The following is a 20,109-nucleotide window of genomic DNA, read 5'->3' on the forward strand; positions in this document are numbered from 1 at the left end:
TTATTTGTTAACTATTTCGATTTATGATGTAACTTGCAAGATCGCGTAATGACCTACTATTATAGGGTATTTGTTCAAGACTAGCGATAGCTTGTTGATAAAGTTGTTGCGTCATTTTGATGGCATTATCTAGTCCAATTAATGCCGGATAAGTACTTTTTTCATGCATAATATCAGACCCTTGCGGTTTGCCCATTATTGCTTGTTCCCCAGTGATATCTAAAATATCATCCTGAATTTGGAAAGCCAGTCCAATTGCCTGAGCATAGTTATCTAGCGCATGATAATAAGGTTTGGCAATATCACCACTAGTTATTGCGCCTAAGCGTATGGCTGATTTGATTAAAGCTCCTGTTTTATGACAATGAATTTGCTGTAATTGTTCAAGGCTAATTGTTTGGTGTTCGGCTTGTAAATCAAGTGATTGTCCTAAGCACATTCCTGCAAGCCCACTAGCTTTAGCTAGTTCGATAATCAAATTAATTTTAGATTGATTATCAATTAATTGGCTTTCTGATAATAATGTAAAAGCTAAACTTTGTAATGCATCTCCGGCTAAAATAGCTTCAGCTTCGCCAAATTGAATATGACAAGTTGGTTTCCCGCGTCGTAAATCATCATTATCCATAGCAGGTAAATCATCATGAATTAGCGAATAAGTATGAATTGCTTCAATCGCAGCTGCTGGTTCATCAAGTTTGGATAATGGACAATTAAATATTTGGCCGGTTAAATAGACCAAAATAGGTCGAATGCGCTTACCTCCTGCAAGTAAGCTATAACTTACCGCTTGCTGTAGTTTGCATTCAGGATATTGCGAAATAAATGTCGCTAAAAAAGTGTCAATCCGCTGTTGTAACGGTTTTAAGCTATTCATCATTATCAATTAAAAATTCAGATAATTCGGCATCGCTATTTTCGGATAATAAAATTTGAATACGCTGTTCTGCCTGTTGTAATTGTTTTTGACCTGAACGAGCTAATTTGACCCCTTTTTCAAATTCATTTAATGCTTCATCAAGCGGTAAGTCTCCCCCCTCTAATTGAGCAACAATAGTTTCGAGTTGCTTAAGTGTCTCTTCAAAACTTGGTTCTTTATCTTGTTTTTTGGCCATATGGTATTCCTCTTGGTACTGGATAAGTATACACGCATTTTGTTTAACGGTGAATCAACATGTTTTATATTGAAACATACTCCAGACCTGAAACATCTTTACAAAAAGCGTTAAATTGCTATTAAATTATAATTGAAGTTAAATTAGCTAATTTTAGCTATTATCCTCTAATTCATCTAGAGATAACAATGCCATATCAGGATTAATTGGTTTTTTTACCTCTATACCCAGTTCACGAAAGCGTTCAATTTGCCCAATTACATTACCTCGACCTTTTGATAGCTTATTAAGAGAACTTTGATAAGTTTGTTGCGCTTTGTCCAAACAATTACCTAAATTTTCCATATCTTCCACAAAACCACGTACTTTATCATATAATTTACTCGCCTTGTCAGCAATCAATTCAGCATTACGATTTTGGTATTCATAGCGCCATAAATTATGGATGGTACGTAACGCAACTAGCAGCGTAGTTGGGCTGACTAACATAATATTATTTTTAAGTGCATCATTAATCAAAGCCGGATCTTGATCAATAGCACATAAAAAAGCGGGCTCTATAGGAATAAACATTAAGATGTAATCTAAAGAATTGACGCCGATCAGTTTATGATAATCTTTTTGACTAAGCTGTTTTAAATGATTTCGCACAGCAGATAAATGTTCAGCCATCGCTTTAGCTTTGACGGTTTCGTCATTGCTATTAAAATGCCGCTCATAAGCAACTAATGTAACCTTTGAGTCTATTACTACATCTCCACCTTGTGGTAAATGAACAATGACATCAGGTTGCAAGCGTTGATTATTTTCATTAGTTAAACTAACTTGAGTTTCATATTCGTAACCGACTCGTAATCCCGAATTATCTAGAATTTGGCTGAGGATAAACTCGCCCCAATTCCCTTGTGTTTTGTTATTACCTTTAAGGGCATTGGTAAGATTAGTAGCCTCTTTGGTCATTTGCTCATTAAGTTGTTGCAAATTACGGATTTCGTGAGTAAGGGTATGACGCTCTTTTGCCTCTTGTCCAAAGCTATCTTGAACTTGCTTTTTAAAACCTTCCAACTGAATTTTAAGTGGTGAGAGTAAATAATCAAGGCTCTGTTTATTTTGTTGCTCAATTTTTTTACCACTTTGTTCAAAAATTCGGTTAGCTAGGTTTTCAAACTGCGTTGTTAATCTTTGTTCACTTTGTTCAAGTATGGTTTGCCGTTCATGCGTGGCAGATAATGTTTCTTCCAAACGGGTTTTGAGTTCACTGATTTTAATATTCTGGGTGATATTTTGATGCCTATATTCATTCAATTCATTTTCTAATTGTTGCACCTTATTAGCTAATATAAGATTTTCTTGTTTTTTTTGGTCAAGTTGCACATCACATAATTGTTTCATGTTATTAATAGTTAACTGGGATTTGACTAGCAAAATGACTAAAATTAGAGATACTAAACCAATAGCAATTACAATCCATTGAGTTGAATCTAACCAACCAAACATGACTACGCCCTATCAAAAGTGAATGAAATTACATCTTCTAAAGACATTGCCTCAAGTGCTAACATGATTAACCGGTCTAAGCCAACTGCAACACCAGCACAATCAGGTAATCCGGCTTCCATCGCAGCTAATAACTCAATATCAATATGTTGCGTAGGTAGGTTTTGAGCGGCACGCGCTTGATTATTTTGTTCAAAACGTAATTTTTGTTCTTGAGGATTAGTTAACTCTTTGAAACCATTAGCTAATTCAACGCCCTTGTAATAAAACTCAAAACGGCTGGCAACACGGTGATCTTCAGAACTAATGGCGGCTAATGCTGCTTGTGAAGCGGGAAAGTTAAAAACAGCGATGGGTTTATCTTGCCCAATATGCGGTTCTACGCCAAAAGTAAATAAACACTGTAATAGGGTATCTTTATCATAATCTTGGGCATTTAATCCAATATTGAGTTGATTGATAGCATTGACTAAAGTTGCTTGATCTGCTTCAAGTGGATCAATATTAAGATGACGCTGAAATGCTTTTTGATAGGAAATTCGTTCAGCGGGTTCACAATCTAAAATATTTTGTAAAAGATCATCAACTTCGTTAATCATTTGCATCATATCAAATTGAATTCGGTACCATTCAAGCATGGTAAATTCAGGGTTGTGGTAACGACTAACTTCTTCGTGATTACGGAAACACTTACAAATTTGATAAATAGGACCGCTACCCGCTGCTAGTAAGCGTTTCATATGGTATTCAGGGCTAGTTACTAGTGACATTCTTTGCCCTTGTTGCTCATCGATTTGACCTGGTTTAAAAAAAGCGGTATGAAATGAGCTTAAATGTAAGTCAGTAACAGCATATTGACTTAAGGTCGGCGTTTCGACTTCTAATATACAGCGGTCAGCAAAAAATTGTCTTACTTGAGATACAATTTTTGCGCGCTTAAGTAAATTATTGATAGGTGCAGAAGGTTGCCAAGTCATAAAAATATCCATGGATTTTGATTATTAACGAAGAAGAGAAATAGGGCTTTTACCCTATTTCTAATTATTGATGTTCATTTTGCCATAATGTGAACAAATTGTCGTATTTTTCTTGTTCCTGCCAAATATGGTGATGTAATGCAGAAAGAACAATTGGATCTTCTAAAATGGCTAATTGTTGTTCTTTGCTGATTTTAGTTAAATCAACTTGTTGATATTGCTTAATAAGATTAGCGCGCTGTTGCTGATTTTTATCATTGGGTAAATGCCTTGAAGTAGATAAGGCACATGCTAGCGCATTATAAACCGGATCAACTAATGCCATAATAAAACCATGTTCAATAATATCAGCTTCAGTGCTGACTAATAATTCACCTGTTAAGGTAACAGCTTTAGCTGGATGAGTCTCATCAGGCGTTAAAAATAAACCTGCTTGTTGCGCTTTCATACCAATACTTGAAAGGCCGGATACTCTTATAACTAATGGAGAAATGGTTAACGGTACGAGTATCGCAATATACCAAAAGGTGAACTGCGGATTTAACCAAATAATGACCCATAACCACACAATACCTAATAAAGATAATGGCCAACAAAAATAGAAAGATTCGCCCCAAGTTAATACGTCATCATTTCTTGATGGCGATTTCCATTGGATTTTGCTTCCAAACCAAGCTTTTAAGACAAACTTACTATGAAAAATCATTCGGATCGGTGCTAAAATCATGGACCAGATTATTTCGATCAAAATTGATAACGTTAATTTAAAAATACCACCAACGTACTTAGCTCTGGTTTTGGCAATAATAATGCCGTAGCTAAACAATTTTGGCGCAAATAACAATACCATTGTGGTAGATAGCAATTGGATGGCCAAATTTTCATCCCATCTAGGCCAAGTGGGATAAAATTGATTGGGCTGGAAAAAATATTGTTGATCAGATAGATTAAAAACTAATAACAAAAGGGTAGAAAAAATCAAAAAAACTAGCCATAGTAATGATGAAATATAGGCCATGCCGCTGGTAGCAAACATAACACGGTGAGTGAAGGTAATGCCACTTTTGAATATGAGTTTAAGATTAATTAAATTACCCATACACCAGCGGTTATCACGCTTAAGATCCTCAATCATGTTACCTGGCAACTCTTCATAACTACCATTCATATTATAAGCAATCCAAACACCATAACCAGCGCGTCGCATTAAGGAGGCCTCAACTAGGTCATGGGACAAAATATGCAATGGCCCTTTACGTTGTTGTAGTGGCGATAAAATACAATGTTCAATAAAAGGTTTTAAGCGAATCATTGCATTATGCCCCCAATATTGAGCCTCATTTAATTGCCAAAAATGGGTGCCGGCACAAAAAATATCACTGTATATTTGGTTAGCAAATTGTTGAATACGACCATAAAGCGTTTTCATTCTCACGGATTTTGGTGGCGATTGTAAAATTCCTGCTTTAGGCGTCATTTCCATCATAGCAATCATATTTACAATACAATCACCTGTCATGATACTATCGGCATCTAGAATCATCATATATTCATATTGATGACCCCAGCGACGACAAAAATCATCAATATTACCACTTTTACGTTTTACACGACGCTTACGGTGTCGGTAAAAAATATTACAACCATTGTCCGTTTTATGTGCGTTAAAATCTGCCCAAGCTTTAAGTTCATTAATATAAAGATCAGGATCGTTGGTGTCGCTCAAAATATAAAAATCACAATAGGTACCATGTCCTGTAGCGATTAAAGATTGATAAGTTGCTTGTATGCCAGCAAAAACCCGAGCGACATCTTCGTTACAAATTGGCATCACTAGGGCTGTTCTATGGTTGGGATTAATATGGTCAGCAGGATTTTTAGGAATGGGAATGGTAAAACGATCTTTGCCCATAATTGCTAAGACTAAGCCCATGATGCTAGTCCAAAAACCGATTGAAATCCAGAAAAATAAAATAGCAAACAATCCAATGATAATCCATTGAATAATATAAGGAATAATACTATAAATGGCTAATTCAGGATTTAACTGCCAATTACTCATAAAATTGATTTTTTGCCAACTTTGATAAGGTAACAGAGAGGATAAATAAAATGTTGCAAAGTATGTTTGTATTACAATGAAAGTCAACATAATCAAACGACGAATGATGGCAATCAAATTAATATTAACTTTTGATTTTGCTCTGTAACGTTTATTCCATAGTTGTGGTTGAATCGCCACGCGATCAATTTTCGGGTAGCTAGGTAGTTGCTGCCGTTCATTATTAAATGCGGATGTATCACCAATTTGATTTAAGCGATATTTTAAGAACTCAATCTTATCAGATGTGTCTTCATTATTATTTGCTTTCTGACGCCAGTTATTAGCATCAGAAAGGTTTGCAAAATAATCTTTTTTCATATTGTTAACGTATTATTATGCTTATTGTGCAGGGTATTGCCCGCTCCATGTTTCAGATAAAACTTCATTAGTTTTTTCTGAGGCTAATTGGATGCGGATATCGGTGGCTTTTTTATTATCTTCAACATTGAAGCGAACAATAACTCGCCAGCCTTTTATAGCCGAATTGTATTGGGCATCGCAGCTAACAATAGAGCCATTATTTATGCTTGAGATCACTTTTACCGGTATTTGTTCAGAAAGTTGAGGACCAGCAAAATCAATTACATAAGCATTAGAACCATCAAGTTTACGTATTAAGTTGGCTTGTTTTATATCACCTAAAGATAAACGCGTACTTATAGCCCTAGCCACATTATCAGGATAACGTTGTTGCTCATTTAAGGTATAATGTAAACGATAATTAATATCAATCGAGTCCTTAGCTTTATATTGTTTTTTGGGTACCCAAAAAGCAACAATGTTATCATTAGTTTCATCCGCTGTAGGGATTTCAACTAATTCGACATGACCTTTTTGCCAATTACCTAAAATTTCGGTCCAAACACTTGGTCGTTGTTCATAGTGATCGTCCAGATCTTGATAATCATCAAAGCCTTTATCCCGTTGAATCAAGCCAAATGATTTAGGATTTTCAAGGCTATATGACGAAAATGATAAACGTTTAGGATTATTCAATGGCCGCCAGATCCATTCATTATTATTAGCCAAGATGGATAAACCATTTGAATCATGCATTGCTGGACGATAGTTTAATATTGGTGAAGGTTGGTTTGGACCAAATAAGAACATGCTGGTCAATGGCGCAATCCCTAGTTTTTTGACAGAATTACGGAAAAACACTTTAGCTTGGACAGTAATAGTTGTATCAACACTAGGTACTAAGGTCAGTTTGTAAGCTCCTGAGACACTTGGTGAATCAAGTAAAGCATAAATAACTAAGTGTTTTTGATTAGGCTCAGGCTTTTCGATCCAAAACTCTTTGAAACGTGGAAATTCTTCACCCGACATTTCACCGGTATCAATTGCTAATCCTCGTGCAGAAAGGCCATATCTTTGATCTTTACCAACAGCACGAAAGTAGCTGCCACCCAAAGCAGTAAAAATTTCGTCATCGGTTTTTGTTGGCGTATTAATAGGGTAATGCACTTTAAATCCAGCAAATCCGAGTTTTTTGGTGTCTAATTTATCTAAATTGATTTTGCTTAAATCAAAATAACTAGGATCATATTTAATTTCATGGACTTGATTGTCAACTATTTCATTGATTTTAACAGGGGTATCAAAGTACATACCTTCATGATAAAATTCAAGTTTAAAACGACTTTTTTGATCCCCCCAATAGGCTTTCGGGTGGTTGAATAATATCTTTTGATAATCAGCAAACTGTAAAGATGCTAATTCATTAGGAATGTTTTTAGAAGGTTGCACATAAGCTTGTTTAGATAAGTGTTCAGCTTGTGAAACCACGTCATTAAATGAAAAAGCCCATGAAGAGAAGCTAATGCATGCAATAGAGCATGCACTAAGCAATTTACAAGTAATATTTTTACTTAAGTGGCTCATAGGTAATATTTTATACATAAAAAACTCGCATTAGTATTATCTGAATATGTTTAAATAGTTGATAATATTATTTTTGGGTTCAATTAAACATTTTTCAACATAGTCTGCTTTTATCTCTTGGATAATGCTTGGATTTTCATCAATCAAAAAGTGTGAATAGTTATCCTTAGCAATCTTTGCATACAAGGTTGACATATTTTGTTCAGACATTCTAAATAAGGGTTGGTAATATTTGGAAATTTTAGTTGAATCTTTGGTGTAAATTGCCGCAATAAAATCAGCAGAAAGTCGGCAATAGTTGTTGAGGTTAGTTTCGCTAGCCTGCAATTTGCTTAATTCAATATTGCGTTCTATTTGATTTTCTTCAATGACTTTTTTTATTTGCACATTATATTTTAATTTATAATATTCTTGAAGATAGAAACTTAAAACACATGAGGTTTGGTTTTCGTTACCTTTACAAGCTAATATACCTTGCTTAGTAATATAGTTATCAAAATTATCACTACCAATAAATTGAAGCAGTTGATTTTTAGCCTCAATAACAAAAGGATTATTATGTTCAGTCTGTTGTTTTAAAATCATTAATTGATTTTTTGCTACAGTTTGTTCGTCTTTTGTTGCCGACGAAATAGATCTGTTAGCACAACCTGCGACAAGAATAGAAACAATGGCGCATGTTAAGATATTGCTAATTTTCATATATAAAATTCCATGAACATATTCTTGAGTTGTAATTTCTTGAAAAACAACGCTATTACTTAACATTGTTGCAACGCAAAATTATATACTCATATTCTTTTAAAAACACTAGGCGTTTAAATTAAATTTGTAAAAAGCGAGTTAATATACAGTAATATCTCAGAGATCAGTGATGACATATTGTGTTATTGTCAACTGTAAATTCCGTTGTATTAGCAATCGATGGTTTAAATTTCCCTTTTGCTTTTAAGAAGGCTATAAGTTGTTTGGCATTCATATCAGTCTGAGAACAAGTATGAAATTTAGCATCTTTACCAAATTTTTGTTCAATAGCTTTAAGTAATGAGGATTCGGTATAGTTATTCCCATTCATCATATGTAGTACTTCATGACCATGAATTGATACCATAACTCCTCCTTAAATAATACTTCATTGTTGCTGATAATAACTTTAAATTGTGAAGAAAGATAGCAGATATTAGTAAGAAAAAAAAGATATTAAACGTTAAAATATTGTTAATTAACAAGACTTACCGCTGATTCATATCAACGGTAAGTCAGGCTATCAAAAATCATGATCTATTAGATAGGTTTTACTCTTTTATGTTGGTTAGTAATTTGGCAATAATTGATTGATTTTCAGGTTTAACTTGTTGAATTAAAATTGGAATTGTATCAGCAAGTTTGTAGCAAATATCATCTTTAATTGTTATAACACCTTCATCCGGGATTGAACTAATCTCTTCTCTAACCTCATGTATCATGGAGAGGGGCATAAAAGCAAACGCGCCAATATCCGTTAAGCGTATGCGCGCTCCCCCTCGATTGATGTCAATAATTTCTGCAGTATAACTTTCCCCAATTTTATCAGCCAGATATTGCGCATAGAGATTATTGGCTATGTCACGTTCAGCATAACGCAATATCTTACGCCTTTCATTCATCATTTTAAGCTGCTCTTGATCTGGCGCTATTAACTGTTGTGAGCGAATGTAGGCCTTAATTAAGCGATGATTAACCATGTCACCATATTTACGAATTGGGGAAGTCCATGTTGCATAGGCCTCAAACCCAAGACCAAAATGTGGCTTTGGAACAGTCGAAAAATCAGCTGGACTTTGAAATTTACGTAAACGCGCAGCTAAAAAAGCATTATTATCAATTTGGCGTCGTAGTCTCATATACCCATCAAAAGATAACAATGCATCTTTATCAAAACCCGTTATGCCATTATCATTTAAGATTTTTAAAATTTGTTCAATATATTTAGGATCAAATCCGGAATGAATATTAAAAATACCAAAACCAATGTTATTTTTTAAGTGCCAAGTTAAGGCTTGATTGGCGATGACCATTACTTCTTCAACTATTCGATGAGCAATGCGGCGTGATTGTTTAATAATCGATTTTACTTGGCGATTTTCATCAAGAACAAAACGATAATCAGTGTTATCTTTAAACACTAAAGCATGTGTTAGCCGCCAGTTTGTTCTTATTTTTTCTAAATTTGATAAAAGACCAAGTTGTTCTGGTAAGGTAGCGTTGTCGGATAATAATTCACTACTATTTTCTAAAAAGTCAGACACATTGTGGTAAGAAAGCTTCGCTTTGGATTCAATCCATGCTGGAATAAAAGCGATGTCATCAAAAATAATATCACCGGTTGGCTCAAGTTTAATTTTACATACCATGGCTGGACGTTTTTGAAAAGCTTGTAACGAACACAACTTATTGGCTAACGCTTCAGGTAACATGGGAATATTAAAATCCGGTAAATAAGTGGTAAAATTGCGGACTTTAGCTATGTTATCAAGTTGACTATCTGGTAACACATAAGCAGTTGGATCGGCAATGGCTACCATTAGTTGATAGTGACCTTGCTCATCTTGGGATAATGCGATGGCATCATCCATATCATCGGTATCTTCACTATCTATGGTAAAGAAATTAACATGCGTTAAATCTTCCCGATTTTCCATTTCACTCTCATCTATCTCCAATGTTTCAGCCGGTGGTGCCTGTTGTTCTAAATCATATCGGGCTAGTGTTTTTAGCCATAATTGATAAGGTGAAGTACTATCTGTAATAAAATAACTAATTTCGGCAAAAAAACTATTTTTATCTTCTTCCAAAGGATGGGAAACAAGGGTTGCAACAACCCAATCACCTTCTTTCAATTTTTCAGACACTTGCTTATTAGCTTTACAGCGTATGCAAAAATTAGCAGGCATATTTTCAGGATAGATTACCATGGCACGCTCCAGGAAACCTATTTTACCGATGAATTTTTGTAGAGCACTTTCAATTAAAAGCTCAGGTTCGAATGACTCTTTGTCATTATTATTGATAATGGTGCCTGAGACTTTATCACCATTACAAACCGTTTTCATTTTGGCAATTGGAATAAAGTAGCTAGTTTTATTATCAACATCCAAAAAACCAAACCCTTTTTCGTGAGCGCGAATCACGCCTTCAACCCGAGGAGTTTGTTCATGAAGTTCTTGTTTTAATTGTGCCAGTAGGGGATTATTTTGAAACATGAAACCTAATATCATTTTATAAAATTTGTTGTGGATTTTACCACAGTTATCCACCATGTGGTTATTGAATTAAAGGCAGATAAGTTTACAAAATATGCATATAATGTATTGTAATTTTGAAACTAATGGTGTGATTTGATGAAGTTGAACTATAAATTACAAGGTAATGGGCCTGCTATCATTTTTATGCATGGTGTTTTTGGCAGTTTAGATAATTTGAACATGTTAGCCAAAAATCTGTTATCAAATTATCAAATTGTTCAAGTTGATATGCGTAATCATGGATTTTCTCCCTGGTCTGATGTAATGAATTATCAGGTAATGGCTGAAGATATAGCGCAACTTTGCCACAATTTAGGTTTACAGGATGTAATTTTGATAGGTCATTCAATGGGTGGGAAGGTTGCGTTACAATTAACACAAATAATTCCCGATATTATCCAGCAAATTGTCGCCATTGATATCGCACCTATTCAATATCCAATTGCGACTAATGCCTTGGTATTAAACGCTTTAACACAAGTTGTTTCACAAAGTATAACTGATAAAAAACAGATCATAAGTATCATGAAAAATAATGAGTTAACTGATGCAACGATTCAGTTTTTACTCAAATCTTTTAAAAATGGCCAGTGGTTATTTAATGTTGATGTTATTGTTAAACAATATCAGCATCTGTGTGATTGGCAGATGATTTCGCCCTGGTTAAAACCTACCTTATTTATAAAAGGTGGCAATTCTAATTATATAACGGCAAAAGACTATGATGAGATTTATTTGCAATTTCCTAATGCCAAAATAGAAACAGTTATCGGCGCAGGGCATAATGTTCATGCAGAAAAAACAGCACAAGTTTTACAAATTCTACAACATTGGTTATGTCATCAAAGTTGATTTTTTAGTTGCCAACATCATTAAATTGCTATGACTGAATAATATTGGTTGATGCACAATGGTGCTTGGAACAATGTTTTTAACAATTAGTCACAAAATAATCGTTGTTGTTGAATTTTCTTCTGCTGTTGTAGGGTAATACTAACAAATACCATTTTACAGTGGCTGTTGATTGATAGGCTGTTGATATTATATGACCACTCTGCTGGTAGGCGGTGCTCGGTAATTTGTGGATAGCTTTCAAGTAGTTGGAATGCTATTTGATTTGCCTGTCGGGTACTTAACCAGTAGCGGTGTTTATGCAATAGCCGTTGTTGATAGTTAATAAAACCGAGCAGAATTATTGAAAAAAGCAGTATTGCTATCATTACTTCAATCATACTAAATCCATTAATACTTGGTTTATTCACAATCACTACTCTTTTTTTCCGGACAATAATCAAGCCAATGGCCTTTTTCAACCACTAATTGATTATTTTCATAATGGGCTAAAGTGAACAGAAAAACATGATTTGCTTCGCCACGCACTAAAACATAATTATCAATGGTTAAAGCTGATTTTTTTATGCATGCCTTTAGTTGATAAGTTGATTGTGTTAAGCATTGCCAACTAGTAGTTGGTGTCGCCCATTTTTGGTAAATCCCCCAAGTTAATGAGGAACTAGCATGATTAAATCTCTTATAATAATCAATTTCCATAATTACCGTTTTTTGCCATGAATTAATTAATAAATTAAATCCTGTTAATAATATTAATCCCACCGTCATTAAGACGAAGACCATGACGATGGCACTAAATCCCGAAAATGCTAAATTGTTCGCATCAGAATAAATTTTCATTTTTGATTATTTTAGTCACCTGATAATTGATTTTTTTATTATTTAATAATTCTGCAGCTAATAATATTTCGATACTATTGGTTCTTTGCTTTATTACAAAGCGAGTGACTTTAAATTCGGTTGGATCGAATAGTTTTTCCCAGTTAGCTCCTTGACAATTAACTGCGCCTGTTTTGTATTCAAGATTGTTTTTCCGATAACGGTAGGTAAAGACATCAGAATTATTTTTATAAATAGGGTTGTAAACCCAATCATGACGAATTTCGCTATCATAACGAATAATAATACAATTTTGTTGGTGGTTTATTTCCAGAGCTTTCATTTTTATCTTGCTTGGGTCATTAGCGATAAAGCCAGCGCGTTTGATATCTTTGATAAGCCCAATCATGGCGCTATCAACATTTTTTTGTAAGTTGATCCTTTGATAATATTGCATGATATTGGTTTGTAATTGAGCATAAAAACTAGTGCAACCGATAATAACCACACTTGATAATGCAATACTCATTAACATTTCCAGTAGTGAAAAACCTGATACTTTTAGCATGGTGGTAACCCAGCTAAATAATTATTTTGGCTACAAGAGCGAATTCGCCCCCGGAATGATATAAAAACTTTACTGATGCCAATGTCATTTTGTAATTGAAAGGATGTTGTTTGAGCCATATTTCGTCGTCCCCAAAAAGAGATGGTTTTTTTGTCTGTTAAACCACTAATAACAACTGAATTATTAGGCTTATTAAATTGCAATATTCCTTGATTGCAATTGATAGGGCGTTCTGCTTGAGTAACCGTTAAACACCAAGGTGATAAGAATAAGTAGAGATTATAAGTATCATTTTGTGTATAAGCTTTAACTTGCACTTCATTTAAAAAATAAGCTAGCTGTTGAGTTGTGGTAATCAATTCATTACGAAGTTGTAATGACTTCCAATGTTGTATACCAATAGCCGCTAAAATTGTACAGATACATATAACGACCAATACCTCTAATATTGAGAATCCTTCATTTTGCACAACGCTATCCTTTTAATGGAATACCAGATTGTGAATATAATTAACCATCAGAAAAAAATATGGCTTTTTAGGTTATCTTGGAAACTGGATCTCAAATTTATTTTGTTTTTGCTATAGATATTGTTACTAATATGACAAACCGCTTAAAAAGCGTTACAGATTATATTATACTGTTGACTTATTTTTATTTGTTAACAGATATATAAGTTGAAGGAAACTTGAGATGCAACAATTACAAACTATTATTGAAGCAGCATTTGAACGTCGTGCTGAAATTACGCCATCAAATGTAGATGCAGTAACTCGTGATGCTATTAACCAAACTATTGGTTTATTAGACAGTGGTAAAATGCGTGTTGCTGAAAAAATTAATGGTGATTGGATCACTCATCAATGGCTAAAAAAAGCGGTATTGCTCTCATTCCGTATTAATGAAAACCAACTAATTGATGGCGGTGCCACTAATTATTATGACAAAGTTCCTTTGAAATTTGCTGACTATGATCAAGCACGATTCCAACAAGAAGGCTTCCGTGTAGTGCCTTCTGCTATTGCTCGTAAAGGTGCTTATATTGCGCGCAATACAGTATTAATGCCATCTTATGTTAATATTGGTGCTTATGTTGATGAAGGAACCATGGTTGATACTTGGGTAACCGTTGGTTCGTGTGCGCAAATAGGTAAAAATGTGCATTTATCTGGTGGTGTTGGTATTGGTGGGGTATTAGAACCGTTACAAGCAAATCCAACTATTATCGAAGATAACTGCTTCATTGGTGCGCGCAGTGAAATTGTTGAAGGGGTCATTGTTGAAGAAGGCTCAGTCATTTCTATGGGCGTATTTATCGGTCAAAGTACTAAAATTTATGACCGCGCAACGGGCGAAGTGCATTACGGTCGCGTTCCTGCTGGTTCTGTGGTGGTTTCGGGTAATTTACCAACTAAAGATGGTAAATATAGCCTTTATTGTGCAGTTATTGTTAAAAAAGTCGATGCCAAAACATTAGGTAAAGTCGGTATCAATGAATTATTACGCACTATTGATTAATAGGGTATTTTCTAGATAAATGCCGTCACAGTTATTATGTGGCGGAAATTTTTATTTATTCTGCAAAATTTAGTTATATTTTATAACTATTAGAAGAGGAAAAATTATGCCTTCTTTTGATATTGTGTCAGAAATTCAAATGCCAGAAGTGAAAAATGGTGTTGACAATGCTACGCGGGAATTAACTACTCGCTGGGATTTCAAAAATGTTGAAGCTTCATTTGAATTAAATGAGAAAAATGAAACCATTAAAGCAACCAGTCAATCCGATTTCCAAGTGCAGCAATTATTAGATATTCTCCGTGAAAAGTTAGCTAAGCGAGGCATTGACGGAGGAGCTTTAGACATTCCTGAAGAATTAGAACACAGTGGTAAACTCTATAGTATTACTGTTAAGCTTAAACAAGGGATTGATAAAGAACTATCTAAGAAAATTGTAAAATTGATAAAAGACAGTAAAATCAAAGTACAAGCTCAAGTTCAAGGTGAACAAGTGCGGGTTACTGGCAAATCTCGAGATGATTTACAAGCAACGATGGCCTTAGTTAAAAATGCCGAGTTAGGGCAGCCATTTCAGTTTACCAATTTTCGAGATTAGTTCCCTTTCATGCTTTTTACTTCGCTGGCAATGGCTGGCGAAGTAATGTTTCTAATAATTCCCAATAATATCTTTTTGTAAAAATGTTTCAGGTTAACTATACGTTTGAGTATAAAATAACAGCTGAATTCAACATCTAAGTGCGAATCGAGTTAATAAAGTCCTTATAATGTGTTTTATAGTTAAGCTGTTTTATTGTCACCATTATTTTAAGTTACGATTCGCAGTTGATTTTTGTAGTTAAGACAAAATTTAATGCTAAATAATGATCTGTTATAAAACATAATTTGGATAAGGCACAAATCTACTAGCAAATTTTGCTATACTAGTAAAAACAAACAGTTTGCTATATTAAACCAATTTATTAAATAAAGAGTAACAAACAATTATGTATACAGGAACCCTATTTATTATTTCTGCCCCTAGCGGAGCGGGAAAATCAAGCTTAATTAGAGCCTATTTACAGCAAAACAATTCTTATCCAGCCAAAGTCTCGATTTCTCATACTACACGAGAACCAAGACCCGGTGAACAACATGGAGAGCATTATTATTTTGTCAACAGCAAACAGTTTGAGTCGTTAATTGATAAGCAAGCTTTTGTTGAATATGCTCAAGTATTTGATCACTATTATGGTACTTCAATAGCAGAAATTGATCAGAGCTTGTTAAAGGGCGTTAATGTATTTTTAGATATTGACTGGCAAGGTGCACAACAAGTTAGAAAAAAAATGCCATTTGCCAAAAGTATTTTTATTTTACCGCCATCATTACCAGAACTTGAAAATCGTCTAATAAAACGTGGACAAGATAGCCAGTCAGTCATTCAAAAAAGAATGCAAAAAGCTAAAGCAGAAATTTCACATTATAATGAATATGACTACATCATTATCAATGATGATTTTGATATATCGTTAAAGGCTTTAAGTTCGATTATTACAGCGGCAAGTTTAGAACAACCTAAACAAGCAATGATTCATCAGCCATTATTTGCTGATCTTTTATCACCTAATTGATTAACAGTTATTAACTGTTTAATTTAGCATTCACCACATGTAACCATATCGCTGGTAATACCAGCGATAATCATATAAAAGCAAAAATCAAACTTAATGACCTAATGCTTGATGTGCTTGATCGTTTTGAATTAATTCCAACTTATAACCATCCGGATCTTCAACAAAAGCAATAATGGTTGTTCCACCTTTTACTGGTCCGGCATCACGAATCACTTTGCCACCAGCTTGTTTAATTTCATTACACATTTTAGCAACATTATCTACACCTATAGCAATATGACCAAATGCATTACCGTGGTCATATTTATCGGTTCCCCAATTGTAGGTTAATTCAATTACTGAACCGGTTTGTTCATCGCTATAACCAAGAAATACCAATGAGTATTCATATTCTGGATTTTCACTGGTTCTTAATACTCGCATTCCCATTATTTGCGTGTAGAAATCAATAGAACGTTGTAAATCACCAACGCGGATCATAGTATGTAATATACGCATCTAATAATTATTCCTTTTAATAATTAACACATTTACTAAGTTTATAATTTAACATTACTTTGAGCAATTTCATTTTAAATTTATACAGTAAAATGAACAAGGAATAGGAATAAGGAAGGCTATTTATAATAATTTAAGAAAGCAATTAATATGATGCAGTATTAATTAATAATACTTCCGCCTGCAAATATAACAAGCGAAAGTGAGCGAACATACTAATAGTTAAAGGCAGTTACAATAATTTAATTCGTTGTATCGTTGTTATAACGAGGCGATGCACTAATTTGTTTACCATCCGTGACTAAGCGTACATGTTGACCAGCATAAAACTGTTTAGCTGAACCTTTTTGTACAATTACAATATTACCGCCATTTTCTTGTTTGATTTCGAGTTCTACTGCGCTTGCTTGACTTGCTTTATCTTCAATTTCGCTACCTAGTATTGCGCCACCAATTGCGCCTGTAGCTACTGCTAAAATTCTACCTGTGCCATTACCAACGGTATTACCCAAAACACCGCCAATGGCAGCTCCACCAAGAGATCCTACTACATTTTCATTCTTACCATTAGCAGTATTAGCTTGAATTTTCACTGCTCGCACAGATACAACTGTGCCATAACTAACTTGCTGCACTTGTTTTGCTTGATCGGTAGTATAAACATCACCTGAGTATATATCACTATTGCTACATCCAGAAAGCAGCGCAACCAAAATAGCTAATGTGACAATTTTTTTCATAATTTTATTCCTCATATAAATTTGTGTATAAGCTACCTTATACTAACAGCTAGCATAATATTCTTTTATAATTACAACAATCTCTTTTTCATTATTTTATCAATAGATAATACAATTTATAATTAAGTTGAGTTATACTCAGTTCAATAGTTTATCTGGTATACAATAAATATATGAAACGGTTATTTTTTCAATTAATTTTATCAGTTATGATAACGGCGTGTCATGATGTAAAGCAAGAGCAACAACCTAAAGAAATAACACTTATTGAACAGCCCGCGGAACAGCCCGCTAATAATTGTTCAAAAAATGCAGCAACTAGCAAATTAAATCATCTTGACCAATTAGCACAAGGTTGTCCGGTAAAATAATTTAATAGGCATAATAATCTAATGAAAACTATCGAAATCGACGAAGAGTTATACCAATACATCGCAGGGCAAACAAGACATATCGGTGAAGATGCATCAAGTATTTTACGCCGCTTGTTAAATATTAACCTACATTTACTTTCCCAGCCTGGAAAAAAAAATCAACCAGAAAACCATTATTCTGTATTCACTGATTTATTAACCAGTGATACATTTACTAACGAAAAATCGATTATCAATCGCTTCATATTATTACTTGGTACACTTTATAATTATAACCCTACGCATTTTTCTATTGCAGCAACCTCTTTACATGGTAGTAAAAGACAATATTTAGCTAAAGATAAACAATCGTTAGAAATATCAGGCAAAAACACCAAACCGAGAGAAATTATTGGTACTCCTTATTGGGTGATTAGTAATACCAATACAGCTCGAAAAGTGTATATTCTTGAATCAATTATGAGTGATATGGGATTATCAGAAAGCCTTATTAACCAAGTCATTGATATTTTTTCACCACCAACCAATAAAGCTAATAGTTAATTCAAAATAATCAATGACAATTGCTTTAGCATAAAAACGACATACTATGAAAGAGGAGTAACAAATGGGGAACTATAGCCGGGCAGGATTACTCGCTGAACCTTTTGATCTTATCAATGTTGAAACTTTACAAAATAATTATTACCAAATTAAACCTGATACTGAAAATGCTAGCCAATTAGTCATTTTTGGTACTTCAGGTCACCGTGGTAGTTCCAATAAAGGGACTTTTAATGAATCACATATTTTAGCTGTAGCGCAAGCAATAGCTGAATATCGTATAATGAACAATATTACCGGACCTTGTTTTATTGGGCAAGACACTCATGCATTGTCTGAGTTAGCCCTTAAAACTGTGCTTGAAGTTTTTGTTGCCAATGAACAAACCGTCATTATGGCACGTGATTGGGGCTATACACCAACGCCTGTTATTTCACATGCAATTTTAACCTATAATGATGGTAAACAAACTCAACTTGCCGACGGCATTGTAATTACGCCATCACATAATCCGCCTGAAGATGGTGGAATTAAATATAACCCGACTAATGGTGGCCCTGCTGATACAGATATAACTAAGCAAATTGAAGCAAGAGCCAATGAATTATTAAAAAATCAGTTAAATGGAGTTAAACGAGTTACCTTAGAAAAAGCCATTAAATCTGATTATATTCATAGCCGAGAATTTGAAACTGATTATGTCAACGACCTTGTGAATATTATAGATCTTGCACTTATACAATCTTCTTCACTTAAAATTGGTGTCGATCCCTTAGGCGGTGCGGGGGTCACCTATTGGAATCGTATTGCCGAAAAATATGGAATTAAACTTGAGATTGTTAATAATAAGGTTGATCCAACTTTTAGCTTTATGCACTTAGATCACGACGAAGTAATTAGAATGGATTGTTCCAGCCACTGTGCAATGGCTGGATTATTAAAATTAAAAGATAAATTTGATTTAGCATTCGGCAACGACACCGATTTTGACCGTCACGGTATTGTTACGCCTAAAGGACTGATGAATCCAAATGCCTATCTTTCAACTTGTGTTAATTACCTATTTCAACATCGCCCTCAATGGCATAAAGATGTTGCTATAGGTAAAACCTTAGTTACCAGTTCAATGATAGATCGTGTTGCTAATAGTTTAAATAGAACCTTTTTAGAGTATCCGGTAGGTTTTAAATGGTATGCCGATGGACTGTATAACGGTAAATTAGGTTTTGCTGGGGAAGAAAGTGCAGGGGCTTCATTTTTAAGAATCGATGGTAAAGTTTGGGCGACAGACAAAGATGGGATTATTTCTTGTTTATTGGCAGCCGAAATGACTGCCAAATTAAACAAAAATCCACAAGAACAATATCAAAAGCTGGAACAACAATTTGGTGTTTCCTATTATGGAAGAATACAAGCCGCTGCATCTTTCGCCGAAAAACAAAAATTATCAAAACTTGACGCCAGCCAATTAACAACCGATAGACTAGCTGGTGAAAAAATCACTCAATGTCTTACCACTGCTCCTGCCAATAATGCGCCAATTGGTGGATTAAAAGTGATCACTGAAAATGGTTGGTTTGCCGCTCGCCCATCAGGAACAGAAGATGCATACAAAATTTATGCTGAAAGCTTCATTAGTAACCAGCATTTATCAACTTTGCAACAAGAAGCACAACAAATTGTAGCTAAGGCAATTAAATAAAACCAATAACAATGTAAT

The 20,109-nt window shown here is 34.3% G+C and carries 22 protein-coding genes; 7 read left to right on the top strand and 15 right to left on the bottom strand.

Annotated features, from left to right (window positions below):
- Positions 1-7 precede the first annotated feature (7 nt).
- The 9 genes from ispA to Q0K76_RS00410 all read right to left on the bottom strand — a co-directional run bounded on the left by ispA (position 8) and on the right by Q0K76_RS00410 (position 10,819).
- Positions 8-880, bottom strand: coding sequence for a (2E,6E)-farnesyl diphosphate synthase (ispA, locus tag Q0K76_RS00370; RefSeq protein WP_363322350.1), 873 nt, complete (start codon positions 878-880; stop codon positions 8-10).
- Entirely contained in the window at positions 870-1,115 is a 246-nt protein-coding gene (gene xseB / locus Q0K76_RS00375) for an exodeoxyribonuclease VII small subunit (protein WP_294609527.1), read from the bottom strand. Before xseB ends, ispA begins: the two co-directional genes overlap by 11 nt.
- A gap of 153 nt (positions 1,116-1,268) precedes the next feature.
- Positions 1,269-2,612: a DNA recombination protein RmuC gene (gene rmuC / locus Q0K76_RS00380; RefSeq protein ID WP_294609530.1), complete on the bottom strand. Its 1,344-nt coding sequence runs from the start codon at positions 2,610-2,612 to the stop codon at positions 1,269-1,271.
- A 2-nt stretch (positions 2,613-2,614) separates the two neighbouring features.
- Positions 2,615-3,589, bottom strand: coding sequence for an elongation factor P--(R)-beta-lysine ligase (gene epmA, locus Q0K76_RS00385; protein ID WP_294609533.1), 975 nt, complete (start codon positions 3,587-3,589; stop codon positions 2,615-2,617).
- 64 nt (positions 3,590-3,653) lie between these two features.
- Positions 3,654-6,011 carry a glucans biosynthesis glucosyltransferase MdoH gene (gene mdoH / locus Q0K76_RS00390; protein ID WP_294609535.1) on the bottom strand — a complete coding sequence of 786 codons (2,358 nt, stop codon included), beginning with the start codon at positions 6,009-6,011 and terminating at the stop codon, positions 3,654-3,656.
- A gap of 21 nt (positions 6,012-6,032) precedes the next feature.
- Positions 6,033-7,577 (bottom strand): glucan biosynthesis protein G, encoded by a 1,545-nt coding sequence (locus tag Q0K76_RS00395; RefSeq protein WP_363322355.1) that lies wholly within the window; start codon positions 7,575-7,577, stop codon positions 6,033-6,035.
- Between the two features lie 36 nt (positions 7,578-7,613).
- Positions 7,614-8,279, bottom strand: a complete 666-nt coding sequence (locus Q0K76_RS00400; protein ID WP_294609540.1) for a hypothetical protein — start codon at positions 8,277-8,279, stop codon at positions 7,614-7,616.
- A gap of 166 nt (positions 8,280-8,445) precedes the next feature.
- Positions 8,446-8,688, bottom strand: a complete 243-nt coding sequence (locus Q0K76_RS00405) for a YecH family metal-binding protein (protein ID WP_294609543.1) — start codon at positions 8,686-8,688, stop codon at positions 8,446-8,448.
- A 184-nt stretch (positions 8,689-8,872) separates the two neighbouring features.
- Positions 8,873-10,819 (bottom strand): exoribonuclease II, encoded by a 1,947-nt coding sequence (locus tag Q0K76_RS00410; RefSeq protein WP_294609546.1) that lies wholly within the window; start codon positions 10,817-10,819, stop codon positions 8,873-8,875.
- Between the two features lie 138 nt (positions 10,820-10,957).
- Between Q0K76_RS00410 and Q0K76_RS00415 the strand changes: the two genes are divergently transcribed.
- On the top strand, positions 10,958-11,713 hold the full coding sequence (locus Q0K76_RS00415) for an alpha/beta fold hydrolase (protein ID WP_294609549.1): 756 nt from the start codon (positions 10,958-10,960) through the stop codon (positions 11,711-11,713).
- An 86-nt stretch (positions 11,714-11,799) separates the two neighbouring features.
- Here the strand turns inward: Q0K76_RS00415 and Q0K76_RS00420 are convergent, their stop codons facing one another.
- From Q0K76_RS00420 to Q0K76_RS00435, 4 genes are read right to left on the bottom strand one after another with little or no spacing between them, the layout of a single operon-like run.
- Positions 11,800-12,123, bottom strand: a complete 324-nt coding sequence (locus Q0K76_RS00420) for a prepilin-type N-terminal cleavage/methylation domain-containing protein (RefSeq protein WP_294609552.1) — start codon at positions 12,121-12,123, stop codon at positions 11,800-11,802.
- Positions 12,116-12,553, bottom strand: a complete 438-nt coding sequence (locus Q0K76_RS00425; protein WP_294609555.1) for a DUF2509 family protein — start codon at positions 12,551-12,553, stop codon at positions 12,116-12,118. Before Q0K76_RS00425 ends, Q0K76_RS00420 begins: the two co-directional genes overlap by 8 nt.
- Positions 12,537-13,100: a prepilin peptidase-dependent protein gene (locus Q0K76_RS00430; RefSeq protein WP_294609557.1), complete on the bottom strand. Its 564-nt coding sequence runs from the start codon at positions 13,098-13,100 to the stop codon at positions 12,537-12,539. The genes Q0K76_RS00425 and Q0K76_RS00430 overlap by 17 nt, the downstream gene beginning before the upstream one ends.
- A complete protein-coding gene (locus Q0K76_RS00435) occupies positions 13,094-13,570 on the bottom strand; it encodes a hypothetical protein (RefSeq protein WP_294609560.1) in 477 nt (158 codons plus the stop codon). Before Q0K76_RS00435 ends, Q0K76_RS00430 begins: the two co-directional genes overlap by 7 nt.
- A gap of 223 nt (positions 13,571-13,793) precedes the next feature.
- Here Q0K76_RS00435 and dapD point away from each other — a divergent pair, with 223 nt between their 5' ends.
- The 3 genes from dapD (at position 13,794) to gmk (ending at position 16,231) form a co-directional block, all read left to right on the top strand.
- Positions 13,794-14,618 carry a 2,3,4,5-tetrahydropyridine-2,6-dicarboxylate N-succinyltransferase gene (gene dapD, locus Q0K76_RS00440; RefSeq protein ID WP_294609563.1) on the top strand — a complete coding sequence of 275 codons (825 nt, stop codon included), beginning with the start codon at positions 13,794-13,796 and terminating at the stop codon, positions 14,616-14,618.
- Between the two features lie 106 nt (positions 14,619-14,724).
- The gene (locus Q0K76_RS00445) at positions 14,725-15,216 is read left to right on the top strand and encodes a YajQ family cyclic di-GMP-binding protein (protein WP_294609566.1); all 492 of its coding nucleotides are present in this window, start codon (positions 14,725-14,727) and stop codon (positions 15,214-15,216) included.
- Between the two features lie 388 nt (positions 15,217-15,604).
- The gene (gene gmk, locus Q0K76_RS00450) at positions 15,605-16,231 is read left to right on the top strand and encodes a guanylate kinase (protein ID WP_294609569.1); all 627 of its coding nucleotides are present in this window, start codon (positions 15,605-15,607) and stop codon (positions 16,229-16,231) included.
- A gap of 93 nt (positions 16,232-16,324) precedes the next feature.
- Here gmk and gloA read toward each other — a convergent pair whose 3' ends face one another.
- Both gloA and Q0K76_RS00460 read right to left on the bottom strand, forming a co-directional pair.
- Complete coding sequence (gene gloA, locus Q0K76_RS00455; RefSeq protein WP_294609572.1) at positions 16,325-16,732, bottom strand: lactoylglutathione lyase; 408 nt, start codon at positions 16,730-16,732, stop codon at positions 16,325-16,327.
- 242 nt (positions 16,733-16,974) lie between these two features.
- The gene (locus Q0K76_RS00460) at positions 16,975-17,472 is read right to left on the bottom strand and encodes a glycine zipper 2TM domain-containing protein (protein ID WP_294609575.1); all 498 of its coding nucleotides are present in this window, start codon (positions 17,470-17,472) and stop codon (positions 16,975-16,977) included.
- A gap of 173 nt (positions 17,473-17,645) precedes the next feature.
- Between Q0K76_RS00460 and Q0K76_RS00465 the strand changes: the two genes are divergently transcribed.
- The 3 genes from Q0K76_RS00465 (at position 17,646) to pgm (ending at position 20,091) form a co-directional block, all read left to right on the top strand.
- Entirely contained in the window at positions 17,646-17,843 is a 198-nt protein-coding gene (locus tag Q0K76_RS00465; protein ID WP_294609578.1) for a hypothetical protein, read from the top strand.
- Between the two features lie 21 nt (positions 17,844-17,864).
- Positions 17,865-18,389 carry a hypothetical protein gene (locus Q0K76_RS00470; protein ID WP_294609581.1) on the top strand — a complete coding sequence of 175 codons (525 nt, stop codon included), beginning with the start codon at positions 17,865-17,867 and terminating at the stop codon, positions 18,387-18,389.
- Between the two features lie 64 nt (positions 18,390-18,453).
- On the top strand, positions 18,454-20,091 hold the full coding sequence (gene pgm, locus Q0K76_RS00475) for a phosphoglucomutase (alpha-D-glucose-1,6-bisphosphate-dependent) (protein WP_294609584.1): 1,638 nt from the start codon (positions 18,454-18,456) through the stop codon (positions 20,089-20,091).
- Positions 20,092-20,109 lie beyond the last annotated feature (18 nt).

Origin of the sequence: uncultured Gilliamella sp. (assembly GCA_945271295.1) — a bacterium.
Classification (GTDB): domain Bacteria; phylum Pseudomonadota; class Gammaproteobacteria; order Enterobacterales; family Orbaceae; genus Gilliamella.

Bases quoted from the DNA above. Each gene is read 5' to 3' on its own strand.
- ispA (WP_363322350.1), bottom strand. From the start codon at position 880: ATGATGAATAGCTTAAAACCGTTACAACAGCGGATTGACACTTTTTTA.
- xseB (WP_294609527.1), bottom strand. From the start codon at position 1,115: ATGGCCAAAAAACAAGATAAAGAACCAAGTTTTGAAGAGACACTTAAG.
- rmuC (WP_294609530.1), bottom strand. From the start codon at position 2,612: ATGTTTGGTTGGTTAGATTCAACTCAATGGATTGTAATTGCTATTGGT.
- epmA (WP_294609533.1), bottom strand. From the start codon at position 3,589: ATGACTTGGCAACCTTCTGCACCTATCAATAATTTACTTAAGCGCGCA.
- mdoH (WP_294609535.1), bottom strand. From the start codon at position 6,011: ATGAAAAAAGATTATTTTGCAAACCTTTCTGATGCTAATAACTGGCGT.
- Q0K76_RS00395 (WP_363322355.1), bottom strand. From the start codon at position 7,577: ATGAGCCACTTAAGTAAAAATATTACTTGTAAATTGCTTAGTGCATGC.
- Q0K76_RS00400 (WP_294609540.1), bottom strand. From the start codon at position 8,279: ATGAAAATTAGCAATATCTTAACATGCGCCATTGTTTCTATTCTTGTC.
- Q0K76_RS00405 (WP_294609543.1), bottom strand. From the start codon at position 8,688: ATGGTATCAATTCATGGTCATGAAGTACTACATATGATGAATGGGAAT.
- Q0K76_RS00410 (WP_294609546.1), bottom strand. From the start codon at position 10,819: ATGTTTCAAAATAATCCCCTACTGGCACAATTAAAACAAGAACTTCAT.
- Q0K76_RS00415 (WP_294609549.1), top strand. From the start codon at position 10,958: ATGAAGTTGAACTATAAATTACAAGGTAATGGGCCTGCTATCATTTTT.
- Q0K76_RS00425 (WP_294609555.1), bottom strand. From the start codon at position 12,553: ATGAAAATTTATTCTGATGCGAACAATTTAGCATTTTCGGGATTTAGT.
- Q0K76_RS00430 (WP_294609557.1), bottom strand. From the start codon at position 13,100: ATGCTAAAAGTATCAGGTTTTTCACTACTGGAAATGTTAATGAGTATT.
- dapD (WP_294609563.1), top strand. From the start codon at position 13,794: ATGCAACAATTACAAACTATTATTGAAGCAGCATTTGAACGTCGTGCT.
- Q0K76_RS00445 (WP_294609566.1), top strand. From the start codon at position 14,725: ATGCCTTCTTTTGATATTGTGTCAGAAATTCAAATGCCAGAAGTGAAA.
- gmk (WP_294609569.1), top strand. From the start codon at position 15,605: ATGTATACAGGAACCCTATTTATTATTTCTGCCCCTAGCGGAGCGGGA.
- gloA (WP_294609572.1), bottom strand. From the start codon at position 16,732: ATGCGTATATTACATACTATGATCCGCGTTGGTGATTTACAACGTTCT.
- Q0K76_RS00460 (WP_294609575.1), bottom strand. From the start codon at position 17,472: ATGAAAAAAATTGTCACATTAGCTATTTTGGTTGCGCTGCTTTCTGGA.
- Q0K76_RS00465 (WP_294609578.1), top strand. From the start codon at position 17,646: ATGAAACGGTTATTTTTTCAATTAATTTTATCAGTTATGATAACGGCG.
- Q0K76_RS00470 (WP_294609581.1), top strand. From the start codon at position 17,865: ATGAAAACTATCGAAATCGACGAAGAGTTATACCAATACATCGCAGGG.
- pgm (WP_294609584.1), top strand. From the start codon at position 18,454: ATGGGGAACTATAGCCGGGCAGGATTACTCGCTGAACCTTTTGATCTT.